This is a genomic window from Streptomyces sp. NBC_01546 (assembly GCF_045208355.1).
GTDB lineage: Bacteria > Actinomycetota > Actinomycetes > Streptomycetales > Streptomycetaceae > Streptomyces.
In genome coordinates this window covers 2,023,588-2,049,226 of the sequence record NZ_CP109379.1, presented here as the reverse complement: position 1 = coordinate 2,049,226, position 25,639 = coordinate 2,023,588, and the positions used below count along the sequence as shown (strand labels likewise).

At 67.9% G+C, this 25,639-nt stretch carries 9 protein-coding genes and 1 riboswitch; of the genes, 5 read left to right on the top strand and 4 right to left on the bottom strand.

Features of this window, described 5'->3' with window-relative positions; genetic code table 11:
- The first annotated feature begins 18 nt into the window (after positions 1–18).
- Positions 19–1,251, top strand: coding sequence for a GNAT family N-acetyltransferase (locus OHA89_RS09385; RefSeq protein WP_406365877.1), 1,233 nt, complete (start codon positions 19–21; stop codon positions 1,249–1,251).
- Positions 1,252–1,326: 75 nt separating this feature from the next.
- Here OHA89_RS09385 and OHA89_RS09380 read toward each other — a convergent pair whose 3' ends face one another.
- A complete protein-coding gene (locus OHA89_RS09380) occupies positions 1,327–3,543 on the bottom strand; it encodes a germacradienol/geosmin synthase (RefSeq protein WP_266614180.1) in 2,217 nt (738 codons plus the stop codon).
- A gap of 110 nt (positions 3,544–3,653) precedes the next feature.
- Positions 3,654–5,672: an ABC transporter ATP-binding protein gene (locus tag OHA89_RS09375; RefSeq protein WP_406365876.1), complete on the bottom strand. Its 2,019-nt coding sequence runs from the start codon at positions 5,670–5,672 to the stop codon at positions 3,654–3,656.
- Between the two features lie 337 nt (positions 5,673–6,009).
- Between OHA89_RS09375 and OHA89_RS09370 the strand changes: the two genes are divergently transcribed.
- The gene (locus tag OHA89_RS09370; protein WP_406365875.1) at positions 6,010–7,164 is read left to right on the top strand and encodes an acyltransferase family protein; all 1,155 of its coding nucleotides are present in this window, start codon (positions 6,010–6,012) and stop codon (positions 7,162–7,164) included.
- A gap of 85 nt (positions 7,165–7,249) precedes the next feature.
- Here the strand turns inward: OHA89_RS09370 and OHA89_RS09365 are convergent, their stop codons facing one another.
- Positions 7,250–11,140, bottom strand: a complete 3,891-nt coding sequence (locus OHA89_RS09365; RefSeq protein WP_406365874.1) for an FG-GAP-like repeat-containing protein — start codon at positions 11,138–11,140, stop codon at positions 7,250–7,252.
- A 441-nt stretch (positions 11,141–11,581) separates the two neighbouring features.
- Here OHA89_RS09365 and OHA89_RS09360 point away from each other — a divergent pair, with 441 nt between their 5' ends.
- Positions 11,582–18,319, top strand: coding sequence for a polymorphic toxin-type HINT domain-containing protein (locus OHA89_RS09360; protein ID WP_406365873.1), 6,738 nt, complete (start codon positions 11,582–11,584; stop codon positions 18,317–18,319).
- A gap of 26 nt (positions 18,320–18,345) precedes the next feature.
- Positions 18,346–18,753: a hypothetical protein gene (locus OHA89_RS09355; protein ID WP_406365872.1), complete on the top strand. Its 408-nt coding sequence runs from the start codon at positions 18,346–18,348 to the stop codon at positions 18,751–18,753.
- Between the two features lie 1,118 nt (positions 18,754–19,871).
- Here OHA89_RS09355 and cobN read toward each other — a convergent pair.
- Positions 19,872–23,489 (bottom strand): cobaltochelatase subunit CobN, encoded by a 3,618-nt coding sequence (gene cobN, locus OHA89_RS09350; RefSeq protein ID WP_406365871.1) that lies wholly within the window; start codon positions 23,487–23,489, stop codon positions 19,872–19,874.
- Between the two features lie 53 nt (positions 23,490–23,542).
- Positions 23,543–23,627, bottom strand: a riboswitch (cobalamin riboswitch).
- Between the two features lie 367 nt (positions 23,628–23,994).
- Between cobN and OHA89_RS09345 the strand changes: the two genes are divergently transcribed.
- Complete coding sequence (locus OHA89_RS09345; protein WP_406365870.1) at positions 23,995–25,614, top strand: hypothetical protein; 1,620 nt, start codon at positions 23,995–23,997, stop codon at positions 25,612–25,614.
- Positions 25,615–25,639 lie beyond the last annotated feature (25 nt).

Below are 25,639 nucleotides of genomic sequence, written 5' to 3'. Positions count from 1 at the left end.
CCGATTAGTCTCGTGATCATGGTGGACATCCGCGAGGTACCCGAGGCCGACATCGACCGTGCTCTGGAGCTCGCGTATCTGGTGTTCAACGACCGGCCCGAGAAAGAGGGCCGCGAACGGCATCACGCCCTGCTCGTGCGCTGCAGCCGGATCGGCGCCTACGACGGCGACACCCTGGTCGGCTTCATGGCCGCACACGACTTCCGGCTCTCGGTCCCCGGGGCAGATCTTCCCTGCCCCGGGCTCACCTTCGTCTCCGTCGCCCCCACCCACCGCCGCCGCGGCGTACTCACCGCGCTGATGGCGGAGCAGCTGCGCCGCGCATCGGCCGTCGGCAGCCCGCTCGCCGCCCTGTGGGCCTCCGAGGCCGCCATCTACGGCCGCTTCGGCTACGGCGGCGCGACCACCGGCGTCACCATCGAGATCGACTCCACCCGGCCGCTGCCCCTGCGCATCGCCCCGGACCGGCGCCCGCTGCGCCTCGTCGCCCCGGACGAGGCGCTCGCCGTCATCGGTCCCTTCCACGAGGCCGCCCGCGCCGGGCGGGCCGGCCGCCCCACCCGCAGCCCCGAACGCTGGAGCCAGGAGTGGCTGTCCGAACAGGACGAGGAGGACGAGGAGTTGAGCCCGCCCCGGATCATCGTCCTGGGCGAACCGGGAGAGCCGATCGCCGGGTACGTGCTCTACCGCACCAAGCCGGAGGACGACAACGGGCCCGTCCGCACACCGGGTCTGGTCCGTGTGGAGGAACTGGAGGCCGATACCCCGGCGGTCGCCGCCGCCCTGTGGGAGTGCCTCGCCGCCCTCGACCTCACCGGCAGGGTCACCGCGTGGGGCCGCCCGGCAGACGACCCGCTGCTGCACTTCGCCGCCGACCGGGACCAGGTGCGGGTCACCGCCCAGTTCCCGGCGCTCTGGCTGCGCCTGGTCGACGTACGGGCGGCGCTGACCGGGCGGTCCTGGGCCGCGCCGGTGGAACTGGTGCTGGAGCTGACCGACGTACGGCTGCCCGCGAACGCCGGGCGGTTCCGGCTGAAGGCGGGGCCGGGCGGGGCCGCGTACGAGCCCGCCCGGGCGGCGCCGGACCTGGCCCTGGACGTACGGGAGCTGGCCGCCTGCTACCTGGGCGGGACCCGGGTCGTCGAGCTGGTCGCCGCCGGGCTGGTCGCCGAGCACACGCCCGGCGCGGCGGCGGCGCTGGACGCGGCGCTGCGGACGGATCTGCTGCCGCACACGAGCGACGAGTTCTGAGGCGACGGGGCGGCGCCGCAGGCGGAGGCGGGGCGGAGGCGGGGGCGGGCGAGCGGACCGCCCCCGCCGCCGGGTTCAGGACGGGAGCGAGATCCTTGCCGCGGACATGCCGAAGTCCGCGCCCCAGACGTGCGTGGACAGGCCGCCGGGCAGCCGGTGGAGGTCCTCCTCGCGGTAACGGCGGCACTTCTGGTGCCAGTTGAGGATCCCGGCGAGCCAGTCCTGGAGCTCGCCGACGTACGCGTCGAGCCCGGCCCGGGCTCCGGCGCCCAGCTTCCAGTCGTCGTAGAGCACCGGCAGCTGGCTGGCGACGATGTGTTCGAACTCCTCGGTGCGCTGGGTCATCAGCGCGTGGCAGATGTGCAGCGCCTCCGGATAGCCGATGTCGAAGAAGTTGCGGGTGACGAGCACGTAGTTGTGCACCTCGCCCTCGACCTCCACCTCCTTCTGGTAGGAGAAGATGTCGTTGATCATGCAGGCGGCGTCGGCCGCCGCGTTCTCCAGGGACCGGATGGTCCCGGACCGGTAGATCTCCTCGGGGATGCCGCGGCCCGCCTGGCCGAGCCGGCACAGGTACATCGTGAGGTGCGAGCCGAAGGTGTGGCGGCGCATCTCGGCGTAGTCCACCGGGTCCGGGATGCGGTTCTGGATCTGGTTCTCCACCTCCCACACCCAGCTCTCCAGCATGGACACGAGCGTGGCCCGGAACTCGGCGCGGACGGGCGGGGCCATGTCCGCGCTGGTGCGCACCCACAGGTCGGCCAGCGAGCGCTCCATCGCGGTCACCGGCACCGGCTGCTCGGCGTGGTCCACCGGGATCATGGTGATCAGCCGCGCCGTGGTCGTCTTGGCGGCGCTCAGGTTCCTGGCCTGCCCGAAGACCACCGGGTAGTAGTCGTCACCGTACGTGCCCCAGGTCAGCCAGCAGGCGTTGAGGAGCAGCGCCCCGGGCGTCGCGTCGGGGTCGATGCCGGCCGAGCAGAGCGCGAAGTCGTAGCCGCGCAGCTTCGCCTCGCTCCAGATCGCGGACCCGGGGTCGCCGGGCTGCGGATCCAGCAGGCCCATCCGCCGGGCCCAGTCGACGGAGCCCTGGCGGGCGAGGTCCACGTGCGGACTGAGGGCGAGCGTGAAGGGCATGTAGAGGTCCGGGATCACGGACGGGCCGGTGCGCTCGAACGGGACGTGGGTGAAGGACCGGTGGCGCATCTCCATCGAACGCCGCGTGAAGACGGACCGCAGGTCGAGCGCGGTGGTGCCGAGCCCGGACGGGAGGAAGGGCAGGGTGAGCGGGGCGGTGGCCCGAGCCTCCTTGTTCATGTAGCGGCTGGAGACCATGTGCCACTCGTGGCCGCCCGATTGCCAGTCCTGCAGGCCCTTCGCGTAGGCGAGGACGGCGGCGATCTCGGCCGGGTTCAGGGCGTGGTCGGTGAAGAGCTGGGGGAGCTCGCAGAGCGCGGTCTGCTCGAACTGCTGGAGCCGTGAGGTCAGCAGGTTGTTGGAGGCCTCGGCCGCCTCCTGGGTGGTGCAGCCGAGGAAGGTCTCCAACACCAGGATGGCGTTGGAGAGTTCGCCCTCGTCGGCGACCTCGCGCTGGTAGGAGAAGATGTCGTTCCTGATGTGCACGGCGTCGGAGAAGGCGTCGCGGAGCACGCCGAGCGGCCGCGAGTGCGCGACGCGGGCCGGGACCTCGGCGGAGACGTACTCGATCAGGCCGGCCGACCAGGGGGCGCCGCCCACCTTGCGGCGCATCTCGATGTATTCGAGCGGGTTGGCGACGCGGCCGAGGTTGATGTTGGCCAGTTCCCACATCGACTCGTTGAGGAGGTTCTTCGTGGACTCGGAGAACCGTTCCCTCCAGTCCGCGGACATGGCAGGAACGGTCCTCCTCCAGAGGTCCGCGAGGCCGGCCTCGACGGGGTTGGTGGGCTGGGGGAAGCCGTCGGCCAGGTCCATCGGCATGAAGGCGGCGAGCTTGTCGAGGTAGTCCTTGGCGCCGGCGCGGTCCTGCGAGCGCTTGTACATCTCCAGGAAGTGGTCGTCGAAGAAGAACACCCAGACGTACCAGTCGGTGACCAGGGACAGCGCCTCGCTGTCGCAGTCGGGGTGGGTGTACGAGCACAGCAGCGCGTAGTCGTGCGAGTCGAGGTCGCTTTCCTCCCAGACGCCGGAACCCTCCAGCATCCCGAATGCGCGCGCCCACTGCTTGGTGTGGACCCTGGCGTCCTCCAGGTGGGGGTTCAGTCGCGCCGGATACGGCACATAGAAGTCCGGCAGTTGAAACGGCTGCGTCACGGCAGGGCCGGCCTTTCGCTCATGGGTGCGGGGGCCGGTGGGCCGGCCCCCGCACGAGATCAGCAGTGCTCTACCCCTGGTGCCCTTGGGATAAGGGGGAGTTCACTGCTTCAGGTGACGGACTGGTCGTTCCGCGGCGCGGCGGCCTGGCGCGGGATAGGGACTTCGTGCCCGGCCCCGGGCCCGGGCTTGTCGCCGTACTGGTCGGCCTGGATCCGGAACATGGTGGCGTACCGGCCGCCCAGGGCCAGCAGCTCCTCGTGGCTGCCCTGTTCGACGAGCCGCCCCTCGTGCAGCACGTAGATGACGTCGGCGTACCGCACCCCCGACATCCGGTGGGTGACCAGCACGACCGCGCGCTGCGGACCGGCCAGGCCGCGGATGCTGTCGAAGGCGGCGATCTCCGCCTCCGGGTCGAGCGCCGAGGTGGGCTCGTCCACGACGAGGACGCGGGCGTCGCGGAAGCGGGTGCGCGCCAGGCCGAACTTCTGCCACTGGCCCCCGGACAGCTCCGAGGCGCCCCTGAACATCCGGGCGAGCAGGGTCTCGTAGCCGTGCGGCAGCTTCTCGACGACCTGGTCGGCGCCCGCGTACCGGGCCGCGGCCACCACGTCGGCGGCCTGGTCCACGGAGCCGTCCTCGGGCCCGGTGCCGGGGCGGCCGATGGCGATGTTGGTACGGGCGGTCACCGGCCAGCGCTCGAAGTCCTGGGTGAGCAGCGAGATCCGGTCGAAGACCTGCTCCCGGTCGGCCTCCCGTACGTCCACCCCGTCCCAGGTCAGCGAACCGGTGTCGGGCAGGTGCAGACCGGCGAGGAGTTTGACGAGGGTGCTCTTGCCCGATCCGTTCTCGCCGACCAGCGCGACGACGGTGCCCGCCTCGATGGTGAGGGAGACGCCGGTCAGGGCGGGCTCGTCCCGGTCCGGGTAGCTGAAGGAGACGTCCTCGAGCCTCAGCGTGCCGAGCCGCTCGGGCAGTCGCAGCCCGCCGTCCGGGATGGCGCGGCGGCCGGCCTCGGCGACGAACCGTTCCAAGTCCCGTACGTACAGGGACTCCTCGTGCAGGGTGTTGGTGGTGGCGACGAGGGCGCCCAGGCTGGCCGAGCCGGTGCGCACCGCGATCACGGCGGTGCCGGCGACGGCGAGGTCCATCCGGCCGGTGACGATGAGCACGCCCATCGCCGTGTAGGTGACGAGGGCCGCGACGCCGGAGAGCGCGGCGGCGAGCAGTTCGGTGGCGGCTTTGTCCTTGGCGAGGCGGGTGGCCTCGCTTTCGGCGTGTTCGGCCATGTTGCGGTAGTGGCCGAGGAGGTAGCGCCCGACTCCGTGCACCCGTACCTCGGGGGCCGACGTACGGGAGATGAGCAGCTGGCCGATGAGCCGGGCGGCGCGGACGTGCTCCACCCAGGTGATCATGGAGAGATAGCGGCGCTGGGCCACCCGCATCGCGCCCCAGCCGCGCGGGGCGGCGATCAGCAGCAGCATGGGCAGCAGCAGCGGGTGCAGCACGGTGAGCACCCCGGCGGTGGCGACGAGGGAGATCATCCCGCCGAGGGTGGCCACGCAAGCCCCGACGGTCCGGCGGGCCGAGGGCGGACCCCACTGGGCGCTGTCGAGCAGCCGCCGGAACTCCCCGTCCTCGATGGCCTCGAGCTCCACCTCGATGGCGGCCTTCAGGTACTGCTCGTGCGCGGCCCGCTCCACCTTGGGCTCCAGCCGCCCGGCGGCCGCCGTGGACCACGAGGCCAGCACGGCTCCCAGTACGGCGACCAGGGCGCCCCCGGCGAGGGCGGGCAGGGCGGCGTGCAGCCGGTCGGCGGCACTGCCCGCGCCGAGCAGCGTACGGAGCACCTGGCTGAGGACGAGCAGCCCGACGGCGGAGGTGACCCCCTGCCCGGCCTCGGCGAAGGCGACGGTGAGCAGGGCGCGCCGGTCGGTGTCCCAGGCGAGCCGGAGCGTCCCGCCGGCCATCCGGGGCATGGAGCGCAGGGTGGTCAGGAGCCGGCCTTCCAGCCGGGCGTAGTCGTGGTTGGCCCAGCCGGCGTCGTAGCGCAGGGGGCCGCCGAAGAGCCGGCGCTCACTCTCGGAGACGGCCGGGTCGGCGGGAGCGGGCCGCTTGAGAAGCCTCATCCGCGGCCACCCCCGCCCGCTGCCGGGTCGAACGCCACATGAACGTGCACGGATCGCAAGATTCCTCCCGAGGTGCCGCGGCCGCGAACTGATGACCGCAAGAACGTGGCTGCTCAGAGCGGCGTCACGGGGCGCGGGGAGCGAAAGCTCGCACAGACGTCCTGCATGGCCGGGGACCCTAAGGGGCGGGGCGTTCGAATCACTCGGAGGTGGCGATGACCCCCTTCGAGGGATTGCGTCGATCTCCGGCCGGTGCCACGTACTCCGCCCTGGAGATCCCTGGCGACCCCGATGTCCCGGTCATCACGCGAGCAAAGGTCTTAGTAGGATCTGCCGGGTGCTGAACCACCTGATACCCACCCCGGTCCGAGAGGCTGCTCCGGCGCCTGCTCCGGCGGCCGGGAAGCGTCCAAGGCTGGCTGCCCTGGACGGGCTGCGCCTGATCGCCGCTCTTATGGTGGTTTTCCATCATTATGTCGGTTTTGGTGGTAATGCCGAAGCGTCCAAGAATGCCTGGACGAAGCCGGTGGATGTGGTGTTTCCCACCGCGTCTTGGCTGGCGTCCTATACCTGGACCGGGGTCGAGTTCTTCTTCATTATCAGCGGCTTCGTCATCTGTATGAGCAGCTGGGGGCGCAGCCTGGGCGACTTCTTCACGTCGCGCGTGGTGCGGCTCTATCCTGCGTACTGGTTCGCCGTCCTGGCCACGACCGCGGTGGTCACGCTGTGGCCGTTGGTCGTGCAGCCGCTGGGCTTGAAGGACGTTCTCCTCAACCTCACAATGCTGCAGGAGCCGTTCCGGGTCGGTTCTGTGGACGCCGTCTACTGGACGCTCTGGGTCGAGCTGCGTTTCTACCTGCTGTTCGCCCTGGTGGTGTGGAAGGGCGTCACCTACCGCCGGGTGGTGCTCTTCTGCGTGCTGTGGACCGTCGCCTCGGTCCTGGTGACCGCTGGGCGGGCGCCGTTCGCCGACTACATCCTGATGCCCGAGTACTCGCCCTACTTCATCGCAGGTGTCGCGATGTACCTGATGCACCGCTTCCGGCCGACCATGCTGCTGTGGGGCATCGTCGTGATCTCCTGGCTGTTCTCGATCCGCCAGGTCACCTTGTACAACGACGCTCTGGCGGGCAGCCTCGGCCGGACGATGGACTCCAAGCCGGCGATCGCGCTGATGACCCTCGGCTACCTCGTGATGATCGTCCTGGCTCTCGGCGGGCTCTCCTGGGTGCGCGGCAAGTGGCTCACGGTTGCCGGCGCGACCACCTACCCGCTCTACCTGCTCCACGAGCACATCGGCTGGACCGGCATCCGCCTGCTCCGCCACCACCTCTCCCCGTGGGCGCTGGTCGCGGTGATGACGCTCGGCATGCTTGTCGCCGCCTGGCTTGTCCACCGCTTCGTCGAACGCCCCTTGTCCGCAGTTCTGAAGCGCGGTCTCACCCGGTCGCTCGATTCCCTCCGCCGGCAACCGGGCGCGGGAGCACGCTGACCTGGCGGCTGTCAGTCGTTGACCTTGAAAACGAGAAGGGGGGGTGAGGGCCTGCGGGCCCTCACCCCCCCCGCTCGGTCAGGGATCAGAGGATGATGTCGGAGATGCCCCAGCCGGTACCGATCAGAGTGCGGCCGGTACCTATGAAGTCGTACAGCTCGCCGGTACGGGCGACCCCGACTTGCTCGGCAGCGCCGTCACTGTTGAGGTCCGTGGCATATGGAGTCCATTCACCGTTCCACCAGGCCTCGCCGACGACCTTGGGGTCGCCGAGGCTCATCGAGTCCTTGCTGGTGTTCGGGTAGAGGTAGAGCTTGCCGTTGTTGCGGTGCGCCAGGATGTCGATCTTGTAGTCGTTGTCCAGGTCGGCGAAGCGCAGGGTGGGCCAGTCAGCCGCGCCCCAGCCGACGCCGATCGAGATCCGGCTGCCCAGGGTGTCGGTGCCGGTGCCGCCCTTGTGGGGGTAGACCCACAGGCCGCCGCCACTGTCGCGGCCTATGAGATCGGTACGGCCGTCTCCGTTGATGTCTCCGAAGCCCAGATCGGTGTAGACGTTCCAGCCAGTGCCGATCAGGACCGGATTGTTGAGGGTCTCGGTTCCGGTTCGGCCCGTACCCGGGTACAGCCACAGGTTGCCGAGGTGATGGCGCGCGATGATGTCGGTGTAGCCGTCATTGTTGAAGTCAGCGGTGTAGACGTTCGTCCACTGATCACGCCACCAGCCGCTGCCCGCGAAGTAGCGGCTGCCGAGCATGCTGGTGCCCGTCCCTCCGGTGCCGGGATAGATCCAGAGGGAGCCGTTGGCGTCGCGAGTGGCGACATCCGTGTAGCCGTCGCCGTTGTAGTCCGGCCGGCTCTGGGTGTCGCTGGTCCACAGACTCTGCCCGGAGGCGTTGAAGAGGACGAGCACGCCGCGGGGCTGGAGTACCGCATACGAGTACGGAGTGGTGGTCTTGCTGCTCCAGAGGGCGGTCTTGCCGTCGGCAGCGTAGACGACGAAGTTGCCGTCGCTCTGCATACGGGCCACGGCACCCGGGTTCTTGTCGGTTCCGGTGGCCCAGATCGGCTTCTTGTCCTTGGTGTACAGCACGAGGTTGCCGTCGGACTGCATCACCAGCTTGGAGTTGCCGCTGGAGAACTCCTGCCCCGAGGCCAGCGTGGTACCGGCGGGAATACGTGCGCCGGGCACGCCGTCGATCTCGAAACGGGTGGTGAAGGAACCGACGGTGGTGCCATCGGCGGAGAGCTTCCCGGGCCACCCGACCATGGTGTTGTCGGCCTGGCGGGCCCACAGGTCCGCGACGCCGTCACCGTTGAGGTCTCCGGCAGAGCCGACGCTCGGGTAGGCAGCCTGGGTCACGGTGGAGCCGACCTTGGCACGCGTCTGAGTGCCCCAGGTGGCCAGGTCGACCGCCTCTGTTTCCACCGTGCTCTTCTTGCCGTAGGTGCGCAGGATGTCGCCGCTGGCGTTGTCCCGCAGCCACAGGTCGGGAACGCCGTCCTTGTTGAGGTCACCCGGGGCGATGACGGTGTACTTGTCCCAGTCGGTGCCGCCGACGAGCACGGGCGGGGTCTCGTCCAGGGTGGCCCGGATGGTGAGGTAGTGAGCCCAGAGTTTATTCCCCTGCTTGACGAGGACGTCCGGAACCGCGTCGCCGTCGAGGTCGCCGGGGGCGATGATCTGATCGGCGTTGAACCAGTGGTTGTTGTCCTGCACGTCCACCCCCATTGGGATGGGGTTGATCACGGCACCTTGGCCGTTGTTCTCGTATGTATTCAGCGTTTTGCGGGTCATGCCGGGCTCCTGCTCAAGAGCGAGCATGTCGTTGAGCCCGTCTTCGTTCCAGTCACCCAGGGTGGCGACCTGGGCTCCGGCGAATGACTTGCCGGAGCTGACTGTCGCGGAGAACTTCGCGTTGCCCAGGCCCGTGTAGGTCAGGAGGCTGCCGAAGAGGTCGCTGCTCCAGATGTCGCGGAAGCCGTCGCCGTTGAAGTCGTGAGGCACGTCCCTCTTTGCCGTGCGTGCCGCGTAGAACTGGTAGGCAGTGGTGTCGGAACGGTTCCCGGCAGCGTCCTGGCTGAAGGAGTAGACGAAGTGCGGGCCCGCGCCCGGAGGTGTGAGCTTCGCTGTGAACGAGGTGCCCGCGGCGACGACCGTGCTCTTCACCTCCGGGTCCCAGTCGGTGTAGTAGCCGTACCACGTGACGTCCTTGACGCCGTTGGCCGAGAGGACGAAGTCCCCCTCCTCACGGGCCTTGCCCGTGCCAGTAGGCCAGCCATTGCTGCCGTCTGGGAAGACGGTCGAAGTAATCTTCGGTGCCTTCGTCGGCCGGGCGCGGTCGACGGTGAACTTGCACGTCTGGGACCAGCCCGACTGGGCACCGTCCTGGTCGGTCGTCCGCGCCTTCCAGGTGTAACTCCCGTCGGGGAGCGAGGCGTCGGGGACGTTCCAGGTGGCTACCTTGCCGTTGTTGGCGGGGATGCTCTGGCCGGCGACAGCGGCGCTCTGGCCGTCCTTGAAGATCTGGAACTCGGTGTTCAGGTTCCCTGAGTCACGGTCGGAGATCGTGGCGTAGAGGCCGATGGTGGTGTTGCCGATCGAGCCGCCCTGGACGCACGGCACCCACGGCGAGGTCCCCGGGTCGGAAGGCGTATTGGGCGGGTTGTTGTACTCGATCTCCAGCGTCATCGTCTTCGCGTCGAAGCGCTTCCACTGGTACTGCTCGCCCTCGTTCTGGGCGAACAGACCCAAGGTCACGCTCGACCAGTGGTTGGCTGCGGACTCCTTCACAGCCTGGGTGGCGTTGAACTCGAGGTTGCCCGCCTCGCAGCCGGGGCGCCCCTTGGCAGCCTTGACCATGTCCTGCCACTGCCCCTTGATGGGCTGGTTCTTCCACGTTGTCTGGTTCGAGATCGGGCCGGTTGCGAAGAGTTCCACCGGGGTCTCGATACAGGACCAGGACCAGGTCTCCCTGATCCGGAAGGTTGCCTTCGACACCTGGGCACCCTTGACCGGGGAGGTGTCGAGCTGGAAGTAGGACCGCGAGAGCCCGTTCGTCTCGGACTCGTATCCGACGCGCACGTCCTCCTTGGTGTTCCAGTAGGAGTTGTTCTCCCAGCTGCGGTAGGCCCATGCCCAGTTCTGCCGCGCGCCCCAGGCGATCGACGGGTCGATGTAGACGGGGTACTTCGTCTCCGTACCGGCGAGGAGAACCTGGTCAGGCTTGATCTCCAGCGTGCCGCCCGTGACGGTGGTGGGCATCTGGGCGTTCTTGGCACCGGACGGCGTCACGAAGGCATCCGAGGGGGCGGTGTCCGTCCCCGAGTCGGCGCTGAGCGCTCCTGCACCCGCGGGTGCCTGGGAAGCGGCCCCCGTGGTGGTGGAGTCCCACATCACCGGGGTCGGGGAGGTGAACACGACCTCGCCGGCCGGATTTACCGCAGTCAACAGTCCCGTCGTCGCATCCCTGGTGACGTTCAGGCCCACGGTGTCGAGCTTGAACTTCAGTGTCGCGAGGTCAGGATGCTTCGCCGCGGCGGCGGTCTTGACCACCAACAGCTGAGAGAAACCCTCGACCTCGGCCTTCAGCTGAAGGTCCACGTCCGGCAGGACGTTCGGGTACGTCGCCACGTTCGCGGCGAGCGTCGGCTTCGGCAGCGCAGTGGGCCACGTCAGCGACAGAGTCCGCCCGTTCTTCACTCCCGTCAGCAGCGGACCGGTGCCACCACCCGAGAAGGCGATGGACACGGCCGACGCCTTCGGCGTCACTTTCCCGTCCGCCGCGAACTGCAGTGTCGGGTCGGTTGCGACCCACCCACCGGCGCGCCGGACACGCACCGTCGTCCCGTGGCGGGTGACCGACCACTTGCCAGTCGGCAGCGCCCAGGTGTCCGAGGTCTCGGTCCGCGCGGACGTCAGCTCGTAAGGCTGACCCGTCTCTCTGGCCTTGGCAAGTGCGAAGTCTGCTGCGGTCATGGACCCATCAGCAAGCGGATCCGCGACGGCGGCAACGCTGCCAGCAGCGTTCGCTGTGGGGTGCAGCACACTCAATCCGGTAGCCGTAATTCCGCTTACCAGGATCGCGGATATTGCTCGCGAAATTTGCCGCCCTCTCCGCTTGCCGGGGAGGGAATTTTCTGTTGTCACGCAAACTCCAACTGTCGGATATTCGCGGAGACTCTACTCGTTTTATTTGGGGATGCACACCTCTGACCTGCGTTTTTTAAGTGGATCTTAGTGCATAGTCCCTTATTGTCTACAAGACCCCATTTGCAACGATGGTGCAGTCTATGTGGGAAACTTAGCCGCTGGCAGAGAGTGGGATCCGATGAATTGGGGGCCTGTTAGTCTGCGCCGGTAAATTTTCATAGAAACATGGGGTGGGGTGTGAGAACATTTCGCATACGAGGGCTTTCTGTGGCATTGGCCGCAGCGGTCCTCTCGAGCATGTTGCCCGGCGCTGTTGCCGTAGCTGACAGCAAATTCCGGCCATCACTGCCGGAACTCAAACAGCCGAAGGCCGTACCGGTCACGCCGGTCCCTACCGGCGGAGCGAAGAAGCCCGACGCCGCGACGGAGAACGCGTGGCGGGCTCCCAAGATCAGCTGGCCTTCCCCAGGTTCGGCCGAGGTGGACCTGGCCTCCGGCCCGGTCTCGAAAGCCTTCCTGTCCGGCTCGGCGCAGCCTCCTGCGGCCGACTTGGGATCCCAGCAGGCCGGGAAGCTGCCGGTAGCGGTGTACGCGGCACCTGGCAAGGCGGCCGAAGCGCCGTCCAAGGTGAAGGTCACCATGGCGGCCAAGGACGCGGCGCGCAAGGTCGGCGTGGACGGCATACTGCTTTCGTTGGGCCGCTCCGACGGCTCGGCCCAGACCGCTTCGGCGAAGGTCGAGGTGGACTACAACTCCTTCCGCCACGCCTACGGCGGGGACTACGCCGCCCGTCTGCGCCTGGTCGAGCTGCCGGCCTGTGCCCTGACGACCCCGAACGCCCCGGAATGCCGTACGCACAAGCCGCTCCAGACTCGCAACGACACCCGTGCGGGCAAGCTGTCGGGCCAGGTCACTACGCCCGGTGCCGGCAGCCAGGCCAAGATGCCCGGTACTTCGGCCCAGTCGGTCGCCGCAAGCGCAGCGGGTGGCGCGACGATTCTCGGCGTAACCGCCGACGCCTCCGGACCCACCGGGGACTACAAGGCGACCTCGCTCCAGCCCTCGGGCTCCTGGAACGCCGGCGGCTCGTCCGGAGCGTTCTCCTGGTCCTACGACGTGAACGTCCCCACGGTTCCGGGCGGCCTGGACCCGAAGATCAGCCTGGGCTACAACTCCCAGTCGGTCGATGGCCGTATGGCAGCCTCGAACAGCCAGGCGTCGTGGATCGGTGACGGCTGGTCCTGGGAACCCGGTTTCGTAGAACGCAAGTACAAGCCGTGCAACGACGACAAGACCGGTGGCACCAACACCACCAAGGTCGGTGACCAGTGCTGGTTCAACGACAACGCCACCCTCTCCTTGAACGGCAAGAACACCGAGCTCGTCTTTGAGCAGGGGAAGGGCTGGCACCCGGCCGCCGACTCCGGCGAGAAGGTCGAGAAGCTCACCGGCGCCATCAACGGAGACAAGGGCACGGCTGGCGTCGACGGTGTAGGCGAGCACTGGAAGGTCACCACGACCGATGGCACCCAGTACTTCTTCGGCCTGAACCGCCTTCCCGGCTGGAAGGACAACGGTACGGCCGCCGACGATCCGACGACGAACTCCACTTGGACCGTCCCGGTGTTCGGCAACCAGACGGGTGAGCCCTGCTACAACGCCTCCTTCGCGAGCGCCTGGTGTCAGCAGGCTTGGCGCTGGCAGCTCGACTACGTAGTCGCGCCTGGCGGCAGTGCCATGGCGTACTACTGGAAGACCGAGACCAACAACTACACCCGTAACGTCTCGGAGACCACGGGCAAGGGCACCGTCACGCAGTACGTCCGCGGCGGGTGGCTGGACCACATCGACTACGGCCTGCGCTCCGACTCGGTGTACACCGCCAAGGCAATGGCCCAGGTCACGTTCGGCGTTTCCGAGCGGTGCCTGACAAGCTGCGGCACCTTCGACGAGGCCAATTCGGGCAACTGGCCCGACTCCCCGTACGACCTGTTCTGCAAGGACGGATCCGCCGAGTGCAAGGACCAGACTGCGGCCACTTTCTGGTCCCGGATGCGCCTCACCGAAATCACCACCAAGGTTCTCACCAAGGGCGTCTACCAGGACGTCGACTCCTGGAAACTGGAACAGAGCTTCCCGCCTTCCGGCGACGGACTGTCCCGCGCCCTGTGGCTGAGCTCGATCACTCGCACCGGCAAGGCCGGCGACGGCGCCGATGTACCCCTCAAGCCCGTCACCTTCGCCGGTAGACCGTATGCCAACCGTGTCGACAAGACCGGCGACGGACTCGCCGGGTTCTGGCGCATGCGCATGTACCAGATCACCACGGAGACCGGCGGCACCATCGGGGTGACCTACTCCGATCCTGACTGCACCGCCACTTCCCTGCCGAAGCCCGACGAGACGAACACCACCCGCTGCTACCCCGTCAAATGGGCTTGGGAGGGCGACACCTCCAGGGTCGACTGGTTCAACACCTATGTGACCACCCAGGTCGTCGAGGGCGACAACCTCGCCGAGTCTCCGGACAAGGTCACCTCGTATACCTATCTTGGTGGTGCCGCCTGGGCCAAGAGCACCGACGAACTCGCCAAGCCCGAGGACCGCGTTCACTCCGTGTCCAGGGGCTATGGCCTCGTCCAGACACGCACCGGCGCCGCCAACGATCCCAAGACGCTTTCCGAGACCCGCTACTTCCGCGGTCTCGACGGCAAGGAAGTCAAGGACTCGACGGGCGCCGCCGTCATCGACCGCGAACAGTTCGCCGGCACCACGCGCGAGTCCGTTCTCTACAACGGTGACGACACGAGCAAGCCGCTGACCGGTTCTTCGTACACTCCCTGGCTCTCGTCCGCCGCAGCGACGAGGAAGCGCGAGGGTCTCCCGGACTTGGTCGCCGTCAAGTCGGGAACGGAGAAGCAAGCCACCCGCACCACCGTGACGGGCGGCACCCGCACCGTCGAGTCGACGACGCACTTCGACGACTACGGGATGGCCGATTGGGTCTCCGAGACGGGTGACACCGCCAAACTCGGCGACGAGAAGTGCACGAAGAGCACCTACGCCCGCAACACGGCGACGTGGATCCTCAACAAGGTCAGCCGCATCGAGTCGCAGGCGGTCCCCTGCGGGACGACGGGGACCACAAGCGCCGACCTCATCAGCGACGTCCGCACCTACTTCGACAACGGACAGCTCGGAGAGGTCCCCGGCATCGGCCTGATGACGCGGATCGAGAGGATCAACGGCAAGGGCGACGGATACGACGTTCAGGCCAGCGTCCCGAGCACGTGCGGAGCGACGAACAACCAGCTCTGCTACGACATCTACGGCCGCCAGCTGGCCGCTGCCGACGCGTACGGCAAGGTCACCAGCACCTCTTACACCCCGGGAACGGGCGAGGCGCCGACCTCGATGACCGTGACCAACCCCAAGGGCCACATCATCACGTCCGAGGTCGACCCTCTCCGCTCACAGCCCACGAAGGTCACCGACCCGAACGGCAAGCTGACCACCACCGAATACGACGCCCTCGGGCGAACCACCAAGATCTGGTTCCCCAACTGGCCCGCCGCAACCAACCCGGACAAGCCCAGCCGCATCTTCGAGTACACCGTCACCAACGACGCACCCAATGTCGTCACCTCGAAGTCGCTGACTCACGACCTGAAGTACTCCACCGTCTACTCGATCCGCGACGGCCTGCTCCGCGACCGGCAGACACAGACCCAGTCCCCGGACCTCGCAGGTCGTCTCGTCAGCGAAACGTTCTACGACACCCGTGGACAAGCCTGGCGCAACTCGGGTACCTACTACGCCGACGGCGTGCCCAGCGCGCAACTGGTGACCGGCACTGCCACCACCTACCCGGCCTCAACCGACACCCTGTTCGACGGCGCGGGCCGGCCCACGGACCTGATCGACAAGAAGTTCGGTACCGAGACCAAGCGCACCGTCACCCAGTACACCGGTGACAGCACGACGGTGATCCCGCCCCTTGGTGCAGCCGCCACCACCAACGTCATCGACGTACTCGGGCGCACGATCGAGCGCAAGCAGTACACCGACGCGGCCCGGACGACCTCGCAGTCGACCCACTACGGCTACGACAAGCTCGGCCGGCTGAGCCAGGTGACCGACCCGTCTAACGCCAAGTGGACGTACACCTACGATGTCCGCGGCCGCCAGATCGAATCGAACGACCCCGACAGGGGCATCACCAAGACCGCCTATGACTCGGCCGACCGGGTCACGGACGTCACGGATGCCCGTGCCGTCACGCTGCATACCGACTACGACGAGCTCGGCCGCCCGGTCGCGACCAAGCAGGGCACTACGACCCTTACCTCACAGGTGTACGACACCTTGGCCAAGGGTCAGTTGACAAAATCGACCCGCTTCGTCGACGGCATGGTCTACGAGTCGGAAGTCCTGACCTACGACGACCTCTACCAGCCGCTTGGTACCAAGCTCACCATCCCGTCCACTCCTGATGCGGCCGCACTAGCCGGTACTTACCAGTGGACGAACACCTACAACATCACCGGTCAGCTCCTGACGACCAAGCAGCCTGCCATGGGAGGACTCCCCGCTGAGACGGTGGGCAGCACCTACAAGTCGGTCTCGGGTCTTCTGAACAGCATGGGCGCGGGCAGCAGCCGGCTCGTCTCGGCGATGGCCTACGACCACTACGGCCGCAGCATCCGCCAGGAATTCGGCGCGCTGGGGCAGCGCCTCTACAGGTCCAGTGAATACGACGAGCACACCGGCGCCGTCACCCGTTCGTACGCCGACCGGGACCTCGCGCCGGAGCGGATCGAAGACACGAAGTACAGCTACAACCCGGCCGGCCGAATCACCTCGATCGCGACCGCTTACGGCCAGGACACTCTGCGCACCACGGACACCCAGTGCTTCAGCCTTGATGCCCTGAGCCGCATCGCCGAGGCATGGACCAACAAGGGTGAAACCTGCGCCACCATGCCCTCCGCCACCGTCATCGGCGGCGAGGACCCTTACTGGACCACGTACACCTACGACGTCGTCGGCAACCGCAAGAGCGAGACCAAGCACAAGACCGCCTCGGGACCGACGGCCGACACGGTCCGCAGCTACACGGCACCCACGGCCGGAAAGCACGACCTTCCCAAGGTCACACAGACCGGCACCAGCCCCCACGAGGAGACGTTCACCTACGATCAGGCGGGCAACACCAAGACCCGCAAGGCCAGCGCGAGCAGCGAGACGCAGTACCTCGAGTGGGATGCCGAAGGACACCTGAAGACGCTCAACCAGGGCACCTCCAGCAGCTCCTTCGTCTATGACACCGCGGGCCAGCGGCTGCTGCGCAAGGACACCAAGGCCACCACCCTGTACCTGCCGGGTGGCAACGAGCTGCGTCTGGACAAGGCGACCGGAACGGTCACGGGCACCCGCTACTACGGCAATGTGGCCATGCGTGAAAGCGGCAAGCTTACTTTCCTGCTTGCAGACCACCATGGCACCGGCACCACCCAGATCACCGCGGACGCCAACCAGACCGTGACCCGTCGTAAGACCGGCATCTTCGGTGAGGACCGTGGTCCCCAGCCGTCGAACTGGACGGGCGACAAGGGATTCGTCGGAGGTACCAAGGACGCCGAGACGGGTCTCACCCACCTCGGGGCCCGGGAGTACGACCCGTTGACCGGCCGCTTCATATCGGTCGACCCGATCTTGGACCTGTCCAGCTCGCAGCAGATGCACGGGTACGCCTACGCCAGCAACAACCCGGTCAGCCTCAGCGACCCGTCGGGCCTTATCGAGACGGATTGCAAGAACGGCCACTGCGACGGCCACTACAACCCCCGCGATGACGACAAGGACGTCAACGACCCGTCCCGTCACAAGGGAATGACGGGCAGCTACGACAGCGAGAACAAGTACCGCTATCCGACGCTGCTGGAAGACGACTACGGCCTGCGCATTCGTCTCCCGAAGAAGAAGCAAGCGGCCTTCATCAAGATCTACATTCAGAAGTACACGCAGCAGACACAGCGCTTCGGTCTCGGATTTTCCGAGCAGGATGACTGGATCAACAAAACGCAGGCGATGATGGACGCCTGCGATGCGATCGGATGCGAGGAGCTAAAGGCCTACGCCATCCAGCACGGCGATGCTGTCTCCGCCGTCTACGGCCTTGGTTTCGGCGAGAATCTCAACATCAACGGAATGGCCCCAGGCTCGGGCAAGGCGCGGAAGGTTCCGACGAACAAACCGACGGGCTGCCAGTGCTTCCTGGCCGGCACGAAGGTTCTCCTCGCCGACGGCACACTCAAAAACATTGAAGATGTCGAAGTCGGAGACGAGGTAGCCGCAACCGACCCTCGCTCGGGCGAGACGGGCAAGCGCCCGGTAACTCAGCTGATCGTCACGAACGACGACAAACGCTTCAACAAGCTCAAGATCGCGACCTCTGCGGGTGTCGAAGACCTGACAGCCACCTACGAGCACCCGTTCTGGTCACCTTCCCAGGATGCATGGGTCGACGCAGCTGACCTCAGTCCAGGAATGTCCCTGCGCGCGATGAGCGGTGACACCGCTATCGTGATCGCGAATGACCCGTACACCCAGCAGGCAACCACGTACAACCTGACTGTCAGCGACTTTCACACGTACTATGTGCTGGCGGGCGAGACTCCGGTCCTCGTTCACAACTCGAGCTGCATCACTGCGGGTGGTGGGTTCCCAGACAGGCCGCTACCGAGGGATAAGCACGGGAACCCCGTACCGGATGCTCAGGCGGAAGGTGCGCCGCATACTCAACTGGGGACCAAGAGGGGGCGGCGTGAAAACTACCCCCAGGCGCGAGAGTTTGATGCCGAAGGGCGGCCGGTCCGTGATATCGACTTCACCGATCATGGAAGACCCCAGAATCACGATAATCCTCACCAGCATCCCTATAATGAGAACCCTACCGGCGGAACTCGAAACCGCGGGGCTGCCGAACCCCTCGAATGGCCTTAGATATGTCAGATTCTATTAATATCCCCATGCATGGACCTCAGGGGGCCTATGTCTCCTTCTCCGACGTGCTGCAATGCGTAGAGGATCAGGGGTGGACGTGGAGGATTCTGGAATTCTCCGGAACGGGGGAAATGCCTAATGGTGTGACCGTCGAAGAGTTTGAGCAAGCCGCCAACTCGACGCCTGAAGGGGTGCTGCTTGATTGGAATGGCCTGGTGGAATTTTCGCGGGGCGTTGAGCAGACTCACGATCTGTGCCTGGTGGCAATCGAGGGTTCGGGCGGGCGAAATCTTGCGGCGATAGGCGAAATGGATTTGAGTGAATATCCGCTTGCCATTCAGGCGATCGATAGTACTGAATGGGTCGTATCGGCACGATCGAGATCAGTCAATTTGGGGTGCTTTGCAGAGTTGAGGAAGCGGACTCTCGATTGACTGCTGCCTTGACGGCAATGTCAGGCGTGGGATGTTGCGTTACCAGGGCAGCCCAAACTGCTGTTGAGGATCCCGTACTTGCGGGCCCCCAGAGGCATTGACTTCTGGGGGCTCCCCGCATGTGTGGACTGCAGTAGGTCGCTCGTGACGGCGGAAGCCCCGTCCGTGAATGGTTGGGGCGGAACTGCCCGCAGAAGGGTGCATGCCTGCCCTGCCTGCGGCGGGGTAGGTTGAGGAGCCCATCTGAGGTGCCGGCGTGGGGTGTGTACGTTGTCCAAGCAGCCCGCCTTCGGCTCCACAACTGTGGGATCCCAGCGCCCAAACCGCGCAGAAGTAGTGAAATGCTACGCCGGAAGCACGAGTGTGCCTGGACGCACCCGAACCGCTTCGTCGGCGCCCGGTGTTCTTGTCGACGCGTTCGCAATCGTGTTGGCGGTGCAGCGTTTTCGCAGGTAAACGTGAGTCCAGAGGGAGGAGTCGCCCCGGCACCGACCACCCCGCAGAGTCCGGGTGTGGGGGCCGCCCCGGCCCGGACCGTGTGATCTGGATGCAGGCTGTGTGCAGTTGCGATCAACTAACAGCCCAACGGTACCTTCGCCTTGGGCGAGTCCGGCCCTTTCGGTATCCGGCCGGCCGTAGGCGGCCATTCTCGAGTGTCTCCCGTGGGGAGGGGCAGCCCGCCGGGTGGAGTTCGGAGTGCGGGTGGGCTGATTGCCAGGCCTTGATGGACAGGTTCCAGTCGTCTCCCGTGAGGGAGGACGGGAGAGGCCGTCCTCCTCCTTGGCGATGTGGTGGTGGAGGTCGTCCATTGAGTAGCGGAAGGCTGCGACGCCTTGTGGGGAGCTCAAGTCCACCGTGCTGAGGAAGGCCGCTAGGTCACGGTGTTCCGCGATCAAGGACTCGATGTAGACCGCGTATTCGGGATCCGTGGAAATGACCGCGAAGAGGCCGTCCTCCTCAGCCCTTCCAGTGGGCGAGGAGGACGGCCTGCATGTCCGTGATCAGGGTGCGGGCCTGGGGGGGCGTCCGCGGCGCGGCGGGCGTCGCCCGCCCGCGTTGGTCACCACCTCACGTTCGGAGCGATGAACATGGGGTCCGGGGGCACCTTGCGATCAGGACTAGTCCGCTTCGCCTTCCAGGTTGCCTTCCGTGTCCAGGTAGACCTGGCGGAGGGATTCGAGGATCTGGGGGTCCGGCTTTTCCCACATGCCGCGGGACTCGGCCTCCAGGAGGCGTTCCGCGATGCCGTGCAGGGCCCAGGGGTTGGCCTCCTCCAGGAAGGCGCGGTTGGTCGGGTCCAGGACGTACGTTTCCGTGAGCTTGTCGTACATCCAGTCCGCGATCACGCCCGTCGTGGCGTCGTAGCCGAAGAGGTAGTCGACCGTCGCGGCGAGTTCGAAGGCGCCCTTGTAGCCGTGGCGGCGCATCGCCTCGATCCACTTGGGGTTCACGACGCGGGCGCGGAAGACGCGGCTGGTTTCCTCCACCAGGGTGCGGGTCTTGACCGTCTCCGGGCGGGTGGAGTCGCCGATGTACGCCTCCGGGGCCGTGCCGCGCAGGGCGCGGACCGTGGCCACCATGCCGCCGTGGTACTGGAAGTAGTCGTCCGAGTCCGCGATGTCGTGCTCGCGGGTGTCCGTGTTCTTCGCGGCGACCGTGATGCGCTTGTAGGCCGTTTCCATTTCGTCGCGGGCCGGGCGGCCCTCGAGGCCGCGGCCGTACGCGTAGCCGCCCCAGACCGTGTAGACCTCCGCGAGGTCGGCGTCCGTACGCCAGTCGCGGGAGTCGATCAGCTGGAGGATGCCGGCCCCGTACGTGCCCGGGCGCGAGCCGAAGATGCGGGTCGTCGCGCGGCGTTCGTCGCCGTGGACGGACAGGTCTGCCTGGGCGTGCGCCCGGATGAAGTTCTGATCCGCCGGTTCGTCCAACGACGCGGCCAGCCGGACCGCGTCGTCCAGGAGGCCGATGACGTGGGGGAACGCGTCGCGGAAGAAGCCCGAGATGCGCAGGGTGACGTCGATGCGGGGGCGGCCGAGTTCGGCGAGGGGGATGGGTTCCAGGCCGGTCACGCGGCGCGAGGCCTCGTCCCAGACCGGGCGGATGCCCAGGAGGGAGAGGGCTTCGGCCACGTCGTCGCCCGACGTGCGCATCGCGCTCGTGCCCCAGAGGGAGAGGCCGACCGACGCCGGCCATTCGCCGTTGTCCGTGCGGTAGCGGGTGAGGAGGGACTCGGCCAGGGCCTGGCCCGTCTCCCACGCGAGGCGGGAGGGGACGGCCTTGGGGTCCACCGAGTAGAAGTTGCGGCCGGTCGGGAGGACGTTGACCAGACCGCGGAGCGGCGAGCCGGACGGGCCGGCCGGGATGAACGAGCCATCCAGGGCCGAGACGACGTGGGCGATCTCGTCCGTGGTGCCGGCCAGCCGGGGGACGACCTCGCGGGCGGCGAAGGACAGGACCGCCGAGACCTCCGGCGAGTGGGCCGCCGCGACCGCGGCCACCGCGTCGGGGGACCAGTCGGCGTCCTCCATCGCCTGGACCAGGGCGCGGGCCTGCTCCTCCACGGCGTCCGCCGAGGTACGGGTGGCCGCCGACTCGTCCAGGCCCAGCGCCTCGCGCAGGCCCGGGAGGGCCGTCGTACCGCCCCAGATCTGCCGGGCGCGCAGGATCGCGAGGACCAGGTTCACGCGGGCCGCGCCGGTCGGGGCGCCGCCGAGGACGTGCAGGCCGTCGCGGATCTGGGCGTCCTTGACCTCGCACAGCCAGCCGTCGACGTGGAGGAGGAAGTCGTCGAAGCCCTCGTCGTCCGGGCGCTCTTCGAGGCCCAGGTCGTGGTCCAGCTTCGCCGCCTGGATCAGGGTCCAGATCTGGGCGCGGATCGCCGGGAGCTTGGCAGGGTCCATCGCGGAGATCTGCGCGTACTCGTCCAGGTGCTGTTCCAGGCGGGCGATGTCGCCGTACGACTCCGCGCGCGCCATCGGTGGCACCAGGTGGTCGACCAGGGTGGCGTGCACGCGGCGCTTGGCCTGGGTACCCTCGCCCGGGTCGTTGACCAGGAAGGGGTAGATCAGGGGGAGGTCGCCGAGGGCGGCGTCCGGGGCGCAGGACGCGGACAGGCCCGCGTTCTTGCCCGGCAGCCACTCCAGGTTGCCGTGCTTGCCCAGGTGGATCATCGCGTCGGCGCCGAAGCCGCCGTCCTGCGCGCGAGCCTGGATCCAGCGGTACGCGGCCAGGTAGTGGTGCGAGGGCGGCAGGTCCGGGTCGTGGTAGATCGCGATCGGGTTCTCGCCGAAGCCGCGCGGCGGCTGGATGAGGATGAGGAGGTTCCCGCGGCGCAGGGCCGCCAGGACGATGTCGCCCTCCGGGTTGGAGGACTTGTCGACGAACATGTTGCCGGGGGCCTCGCCCCAGTGTTCCTCGACGCTCGAACGGAGTTCGGCGGGGAGCTCGGCGAACCAGCGCTTGTAGTCGGCGGCCGGGATGCGGACCGGGTTGCGGGCCAGCTGCTCCTCGGTGAGCCAGTCCTGGTCGTGGCCGCCGGCCTCGATCAGGGCGCGGATCAGCTCGTCACCGTCACCGGAGACGAGGCCGGGGATCTCGGCGACGGGGCCGAAGTCGTAGCCGCCCGCGATCAGCGTCCGCAGCAGTTCGACGGCGCTGGCCGGGGTGTCCAGGCCGACCGCGTTGCCGATGCGGGAGTGCTTGGTGGGGTACGCGGAGAGGACGAGGGCGACCTTCTTGTCGCGGCGCTCGATGTGGCGGAGGCGGGCGTGGCGTACGGCGATCCCCGCGACCCGGGCGGCCCGCTCGGGGTCGGCCACGTAGGCGGGCAGGCCGTCCTCGTCGAGCTCCTTGAAGGAGAACGGGACGGTGATCAGGCGGCCGTCGAACTCCGGCACGGCGACCTGGGTGGCGGCGTCGAGGGGGGACAGACCCTCGTCGTTCTCCTCCCAGGTGGACCGGGAACCGGTCAGGCAGAGGGCCTGGAGGATCGGCACGCCGAGCGAGGCGAGCGCGCCCGCGTCCCAGGACTCGTCGTCACCGCCGGCGGAGGCGGTGGCGGGGCGGGTGCCGCCGGCCGCGAGGACCGTGGTGATGACCGCGTCGACGCCCGTCAGCTCGGCGAGCAGTTCCGGCTCCGGCGTGCGGAGGGAGGAGACGTACAGGGGGAGCGGCTGGGCGCCGTGCGCCTCGATGGCCTCGCACAGGGCGTGCACGAAGGCGGTGTTGCCGCTCATCTGGTGGGCGCGGTAGTAGAGCACGGCCACCTTGGGGCCGGCGGCCTGCCGCGCGGTGCGCTCCAGGGGGCCCCAGGTGGGGGAGGCGGCGGGCGGCTCGAAGCCGTGGCCGGTGAGGAGGACCGTGTCGGAGAGGAAGCGGGCCAGCTGGTCGAGGTTGGCGGGGCCGCCGTGCGCGAGGTAGCCGTGGGCCTCGGCCGCGATGCCGATCGGCACCGTGGAGGCCTCCATCAGCTGGGCGTCCGGGGCCTGTTCGCCGGTCAGGACCACGACCGGGCGGGTCTGGCCGGGGGCGAGGAGGAGGTCGAGGCCCTCCTGCCAGGCGCGGAGGCCGCCGAGGAGGCGTACGACGACCAGGTCGACGCCGTCGAGGAGGCCGGGGAGGTCTTCGAGGGGAAGGCGGGAGGGGTTCGCGAACCGGTAGGGGACGGGGCCGTCCGCCGTGGTCGCGGCGCGAGCGCTGAGCAGATCGGTGTCGGACGTCGACAGCAGCAAGATCATGCGGCGGCAGGCCTTCCTCGGGGTTTCCGCGCCCCGGGCAGTGAGGACGACGGGAGTTCCTGACTCACCCCGGTCGCGGGGGTCGCTCCGCGGGGTTCACAGTGGCGGGACCGCGCCGGAATCGCACCGGGCTTCCTCCCATGTCGCCGTCCTCGGCGATGGCGGGCCGTGTGGCGCCGCCGAGGTCATCCTAGGGGGCCTTTTCCCTGGCCGGGAGTGGGGGTCGGTAGGTGCGGCGCCAATGCTGGGGCTCCGCCCCGGACCCCGCGCCTCAAACGCAGGCGGGCTGGAGTCAGCCCGGTGGGGGTGGTGGCGGACATGAGGTCGGTTCCCGAATGTGATTGGGTTGTTGGCCGTGCTGTGCCATCGGGTACCCCGTATGGGTGAACGTGGGGCGTGGCAGGGGCGCGGTGTTGGCGGAGGCGCCAGTGTCGGTGGAGGCCGTGCAGGGCTGCTGTGGGGGGAGGGGTGGCTGGTGGCGCGTGGCGGGGGTCGGCGGAGGCGTGTGCTGCGGACGTTGGCTGATCCGTTCACTGTGTCGGCGCCCGCGGGTGCGCGTATCCGGGATCGTCTGCGTCTGTCCATCCGCGATGCCGAGGTCTTGCGAATTGTCGGCAAACATCTCGGCGGGCACGCTCGTACTGATCTGGCTGAGCGGGTGCGGATCGGAAGAGTGGCGGTGAAGGAGAATCGGCGGGCGGAGCGTAAACGCGCGATGACGAAGGTGTCGTCGTCTCGCTGGGCGGGGTCCGTCACCCGCGCGTCCGAGGACCAGTACCAGCTGTCCCTGCGCTGCCTCTTCGCCGAGCGGACGTCTCTGCGCCGGGCCATCACGAAGATCGGGAAGCGTTTGGTGGTGCCGTGCGGTCAGCGTGTGGGGGGCGTGCGCGGTTACCCGAGCCGGGCCGAGCGCACCCAGAAGCAGTGCCGGCTGCAGGTACTCACCGCCCGGCTGGCCGAGGTGGAGCGGCGTATCGCGGCCGGGCACCCTGCGGTCGTGGTGGGTGGCCGCCGTCTGGCGAAAGTGCGGCACCACCGCGCCGACGCCGGCCTCACCGAGGCCGAGTGGCGGGAGCGGTGGGACGCGGCCCGCATGTTCCTGACCGCCGACGGTGAATCCGGTGCGCCGTACGGGAATTACACGATCACCGTGGACCCGGCCGACGGCACTGCCACGATCGTCCTGCCCGAACCCTTGCGGCACCTGGCCAACGCCCCGCGTGGCCGCTACCAGCTCGCCTGCACCGTTACGTTCAACCACCGCCGCGAGGAGTGGCTCGACCGCGTCGACGCCAACAGTTCGGTGCGCTACGACATCACTTACGACCCCGAACGCGGCCGCTGGTACCTCGACGCCTCCTGGTCCACCCCGAAGACAGTGCTCCCCACACCCATTGAGCTGGCCGCCTCGGCCATCCGCCTGCTCGCCGTGGACCTCAACGCCGACCACCTGGCCGCCTGCGTCGTAGACGCGCACGGCAATCCAGTCGGTGAGCCCATCACCGTGCCCACCGATCTGACCGGCTCTACATCCCAGCGCGACGGCCGCCTACGGGCTGCGATCACCGAACTGATCAACCTCGCCAAGACAAACGACTGCGCTGGCCTGGCCATCGAGAACCTGGGCTTCGACGAAGCCCGCGCCACCGGCCGCGAGACGATGGGCAGGGGGAAGCGGGGCAAGACGTTCCGCCGCACCGTCGCCGGAATGCCGACCGCGCGCTTCCGGGAGCGCCTGCGCGGCATGGCCCACCACGCCGGTCTGGTCGTTATCGCGGTCGACCCGGCCTACACCTCCCGCTGGGGAGCGCAGTACTGGAAGCAGCCGCTCCAGCAGCAATCCAAGACCACCATCACTGGGCACCATGGTGCCTCGGTGGCGATCGGCAGGCGCGCCCTCGGACACGGGATTCGGCGTCGGCCAGGTGTGACCGCACACGACCAGAGGATCGTGGCGCGGAGAGCTACCGGCCAGACCGTCCCCCGCCCGAGGGCACGCGGGAACACGAGCCCGCCAAGGACCACAGGCATACCCCACCAGGGGCGTAAGACCTGCCGGGACCGAAGCGACCAGCTCGCACTGTTCCCCGTCTCCCAACACCGTCCGGGGAGACAACCGGCCTAGCCCGGTTTCCAGCGATCCGGCCAGC

Bases quoted from the DNA above. Each gene is read 5' to 3' on its own strand.
- OHA89_RS09385 (WP_406365877.1), top strand. From the start codon at position 19: ATGGTGGACATCCGCGAGGTACCCGAGGCCGACATCGACCGTGCTCTG.
- OHA89_RS09375 (WP_406365876.1), bottom strand. From the start codon at position 5,672: ATGAGGCTTCTCAAGCGGCCCGCTCCCGCCGACCCGGCCGTCTCCGAG.
- OHA89_RS09365 (WP_406365874.1), bottom strand. From the start codon at position 11,140: ATGACCGCAGCAGACTTCGCACTTGCCAAGGCCAGAGAGACGGGTCAG.
- OHA89_RS09355 (WP_406365872.1), top strand. From the start codon at position 18,346: ATGCATGGACCTCAGGGGGCCTATGTCTCCTTCTCCGACGTGCTGCAA.
- cobN (WP_406365871.1), bottom strand. From the start codon at position 23,489: ATGATCTTGCTGCTGTCGACGTCCGACACCGATCTGCTCAGCGCTCGC.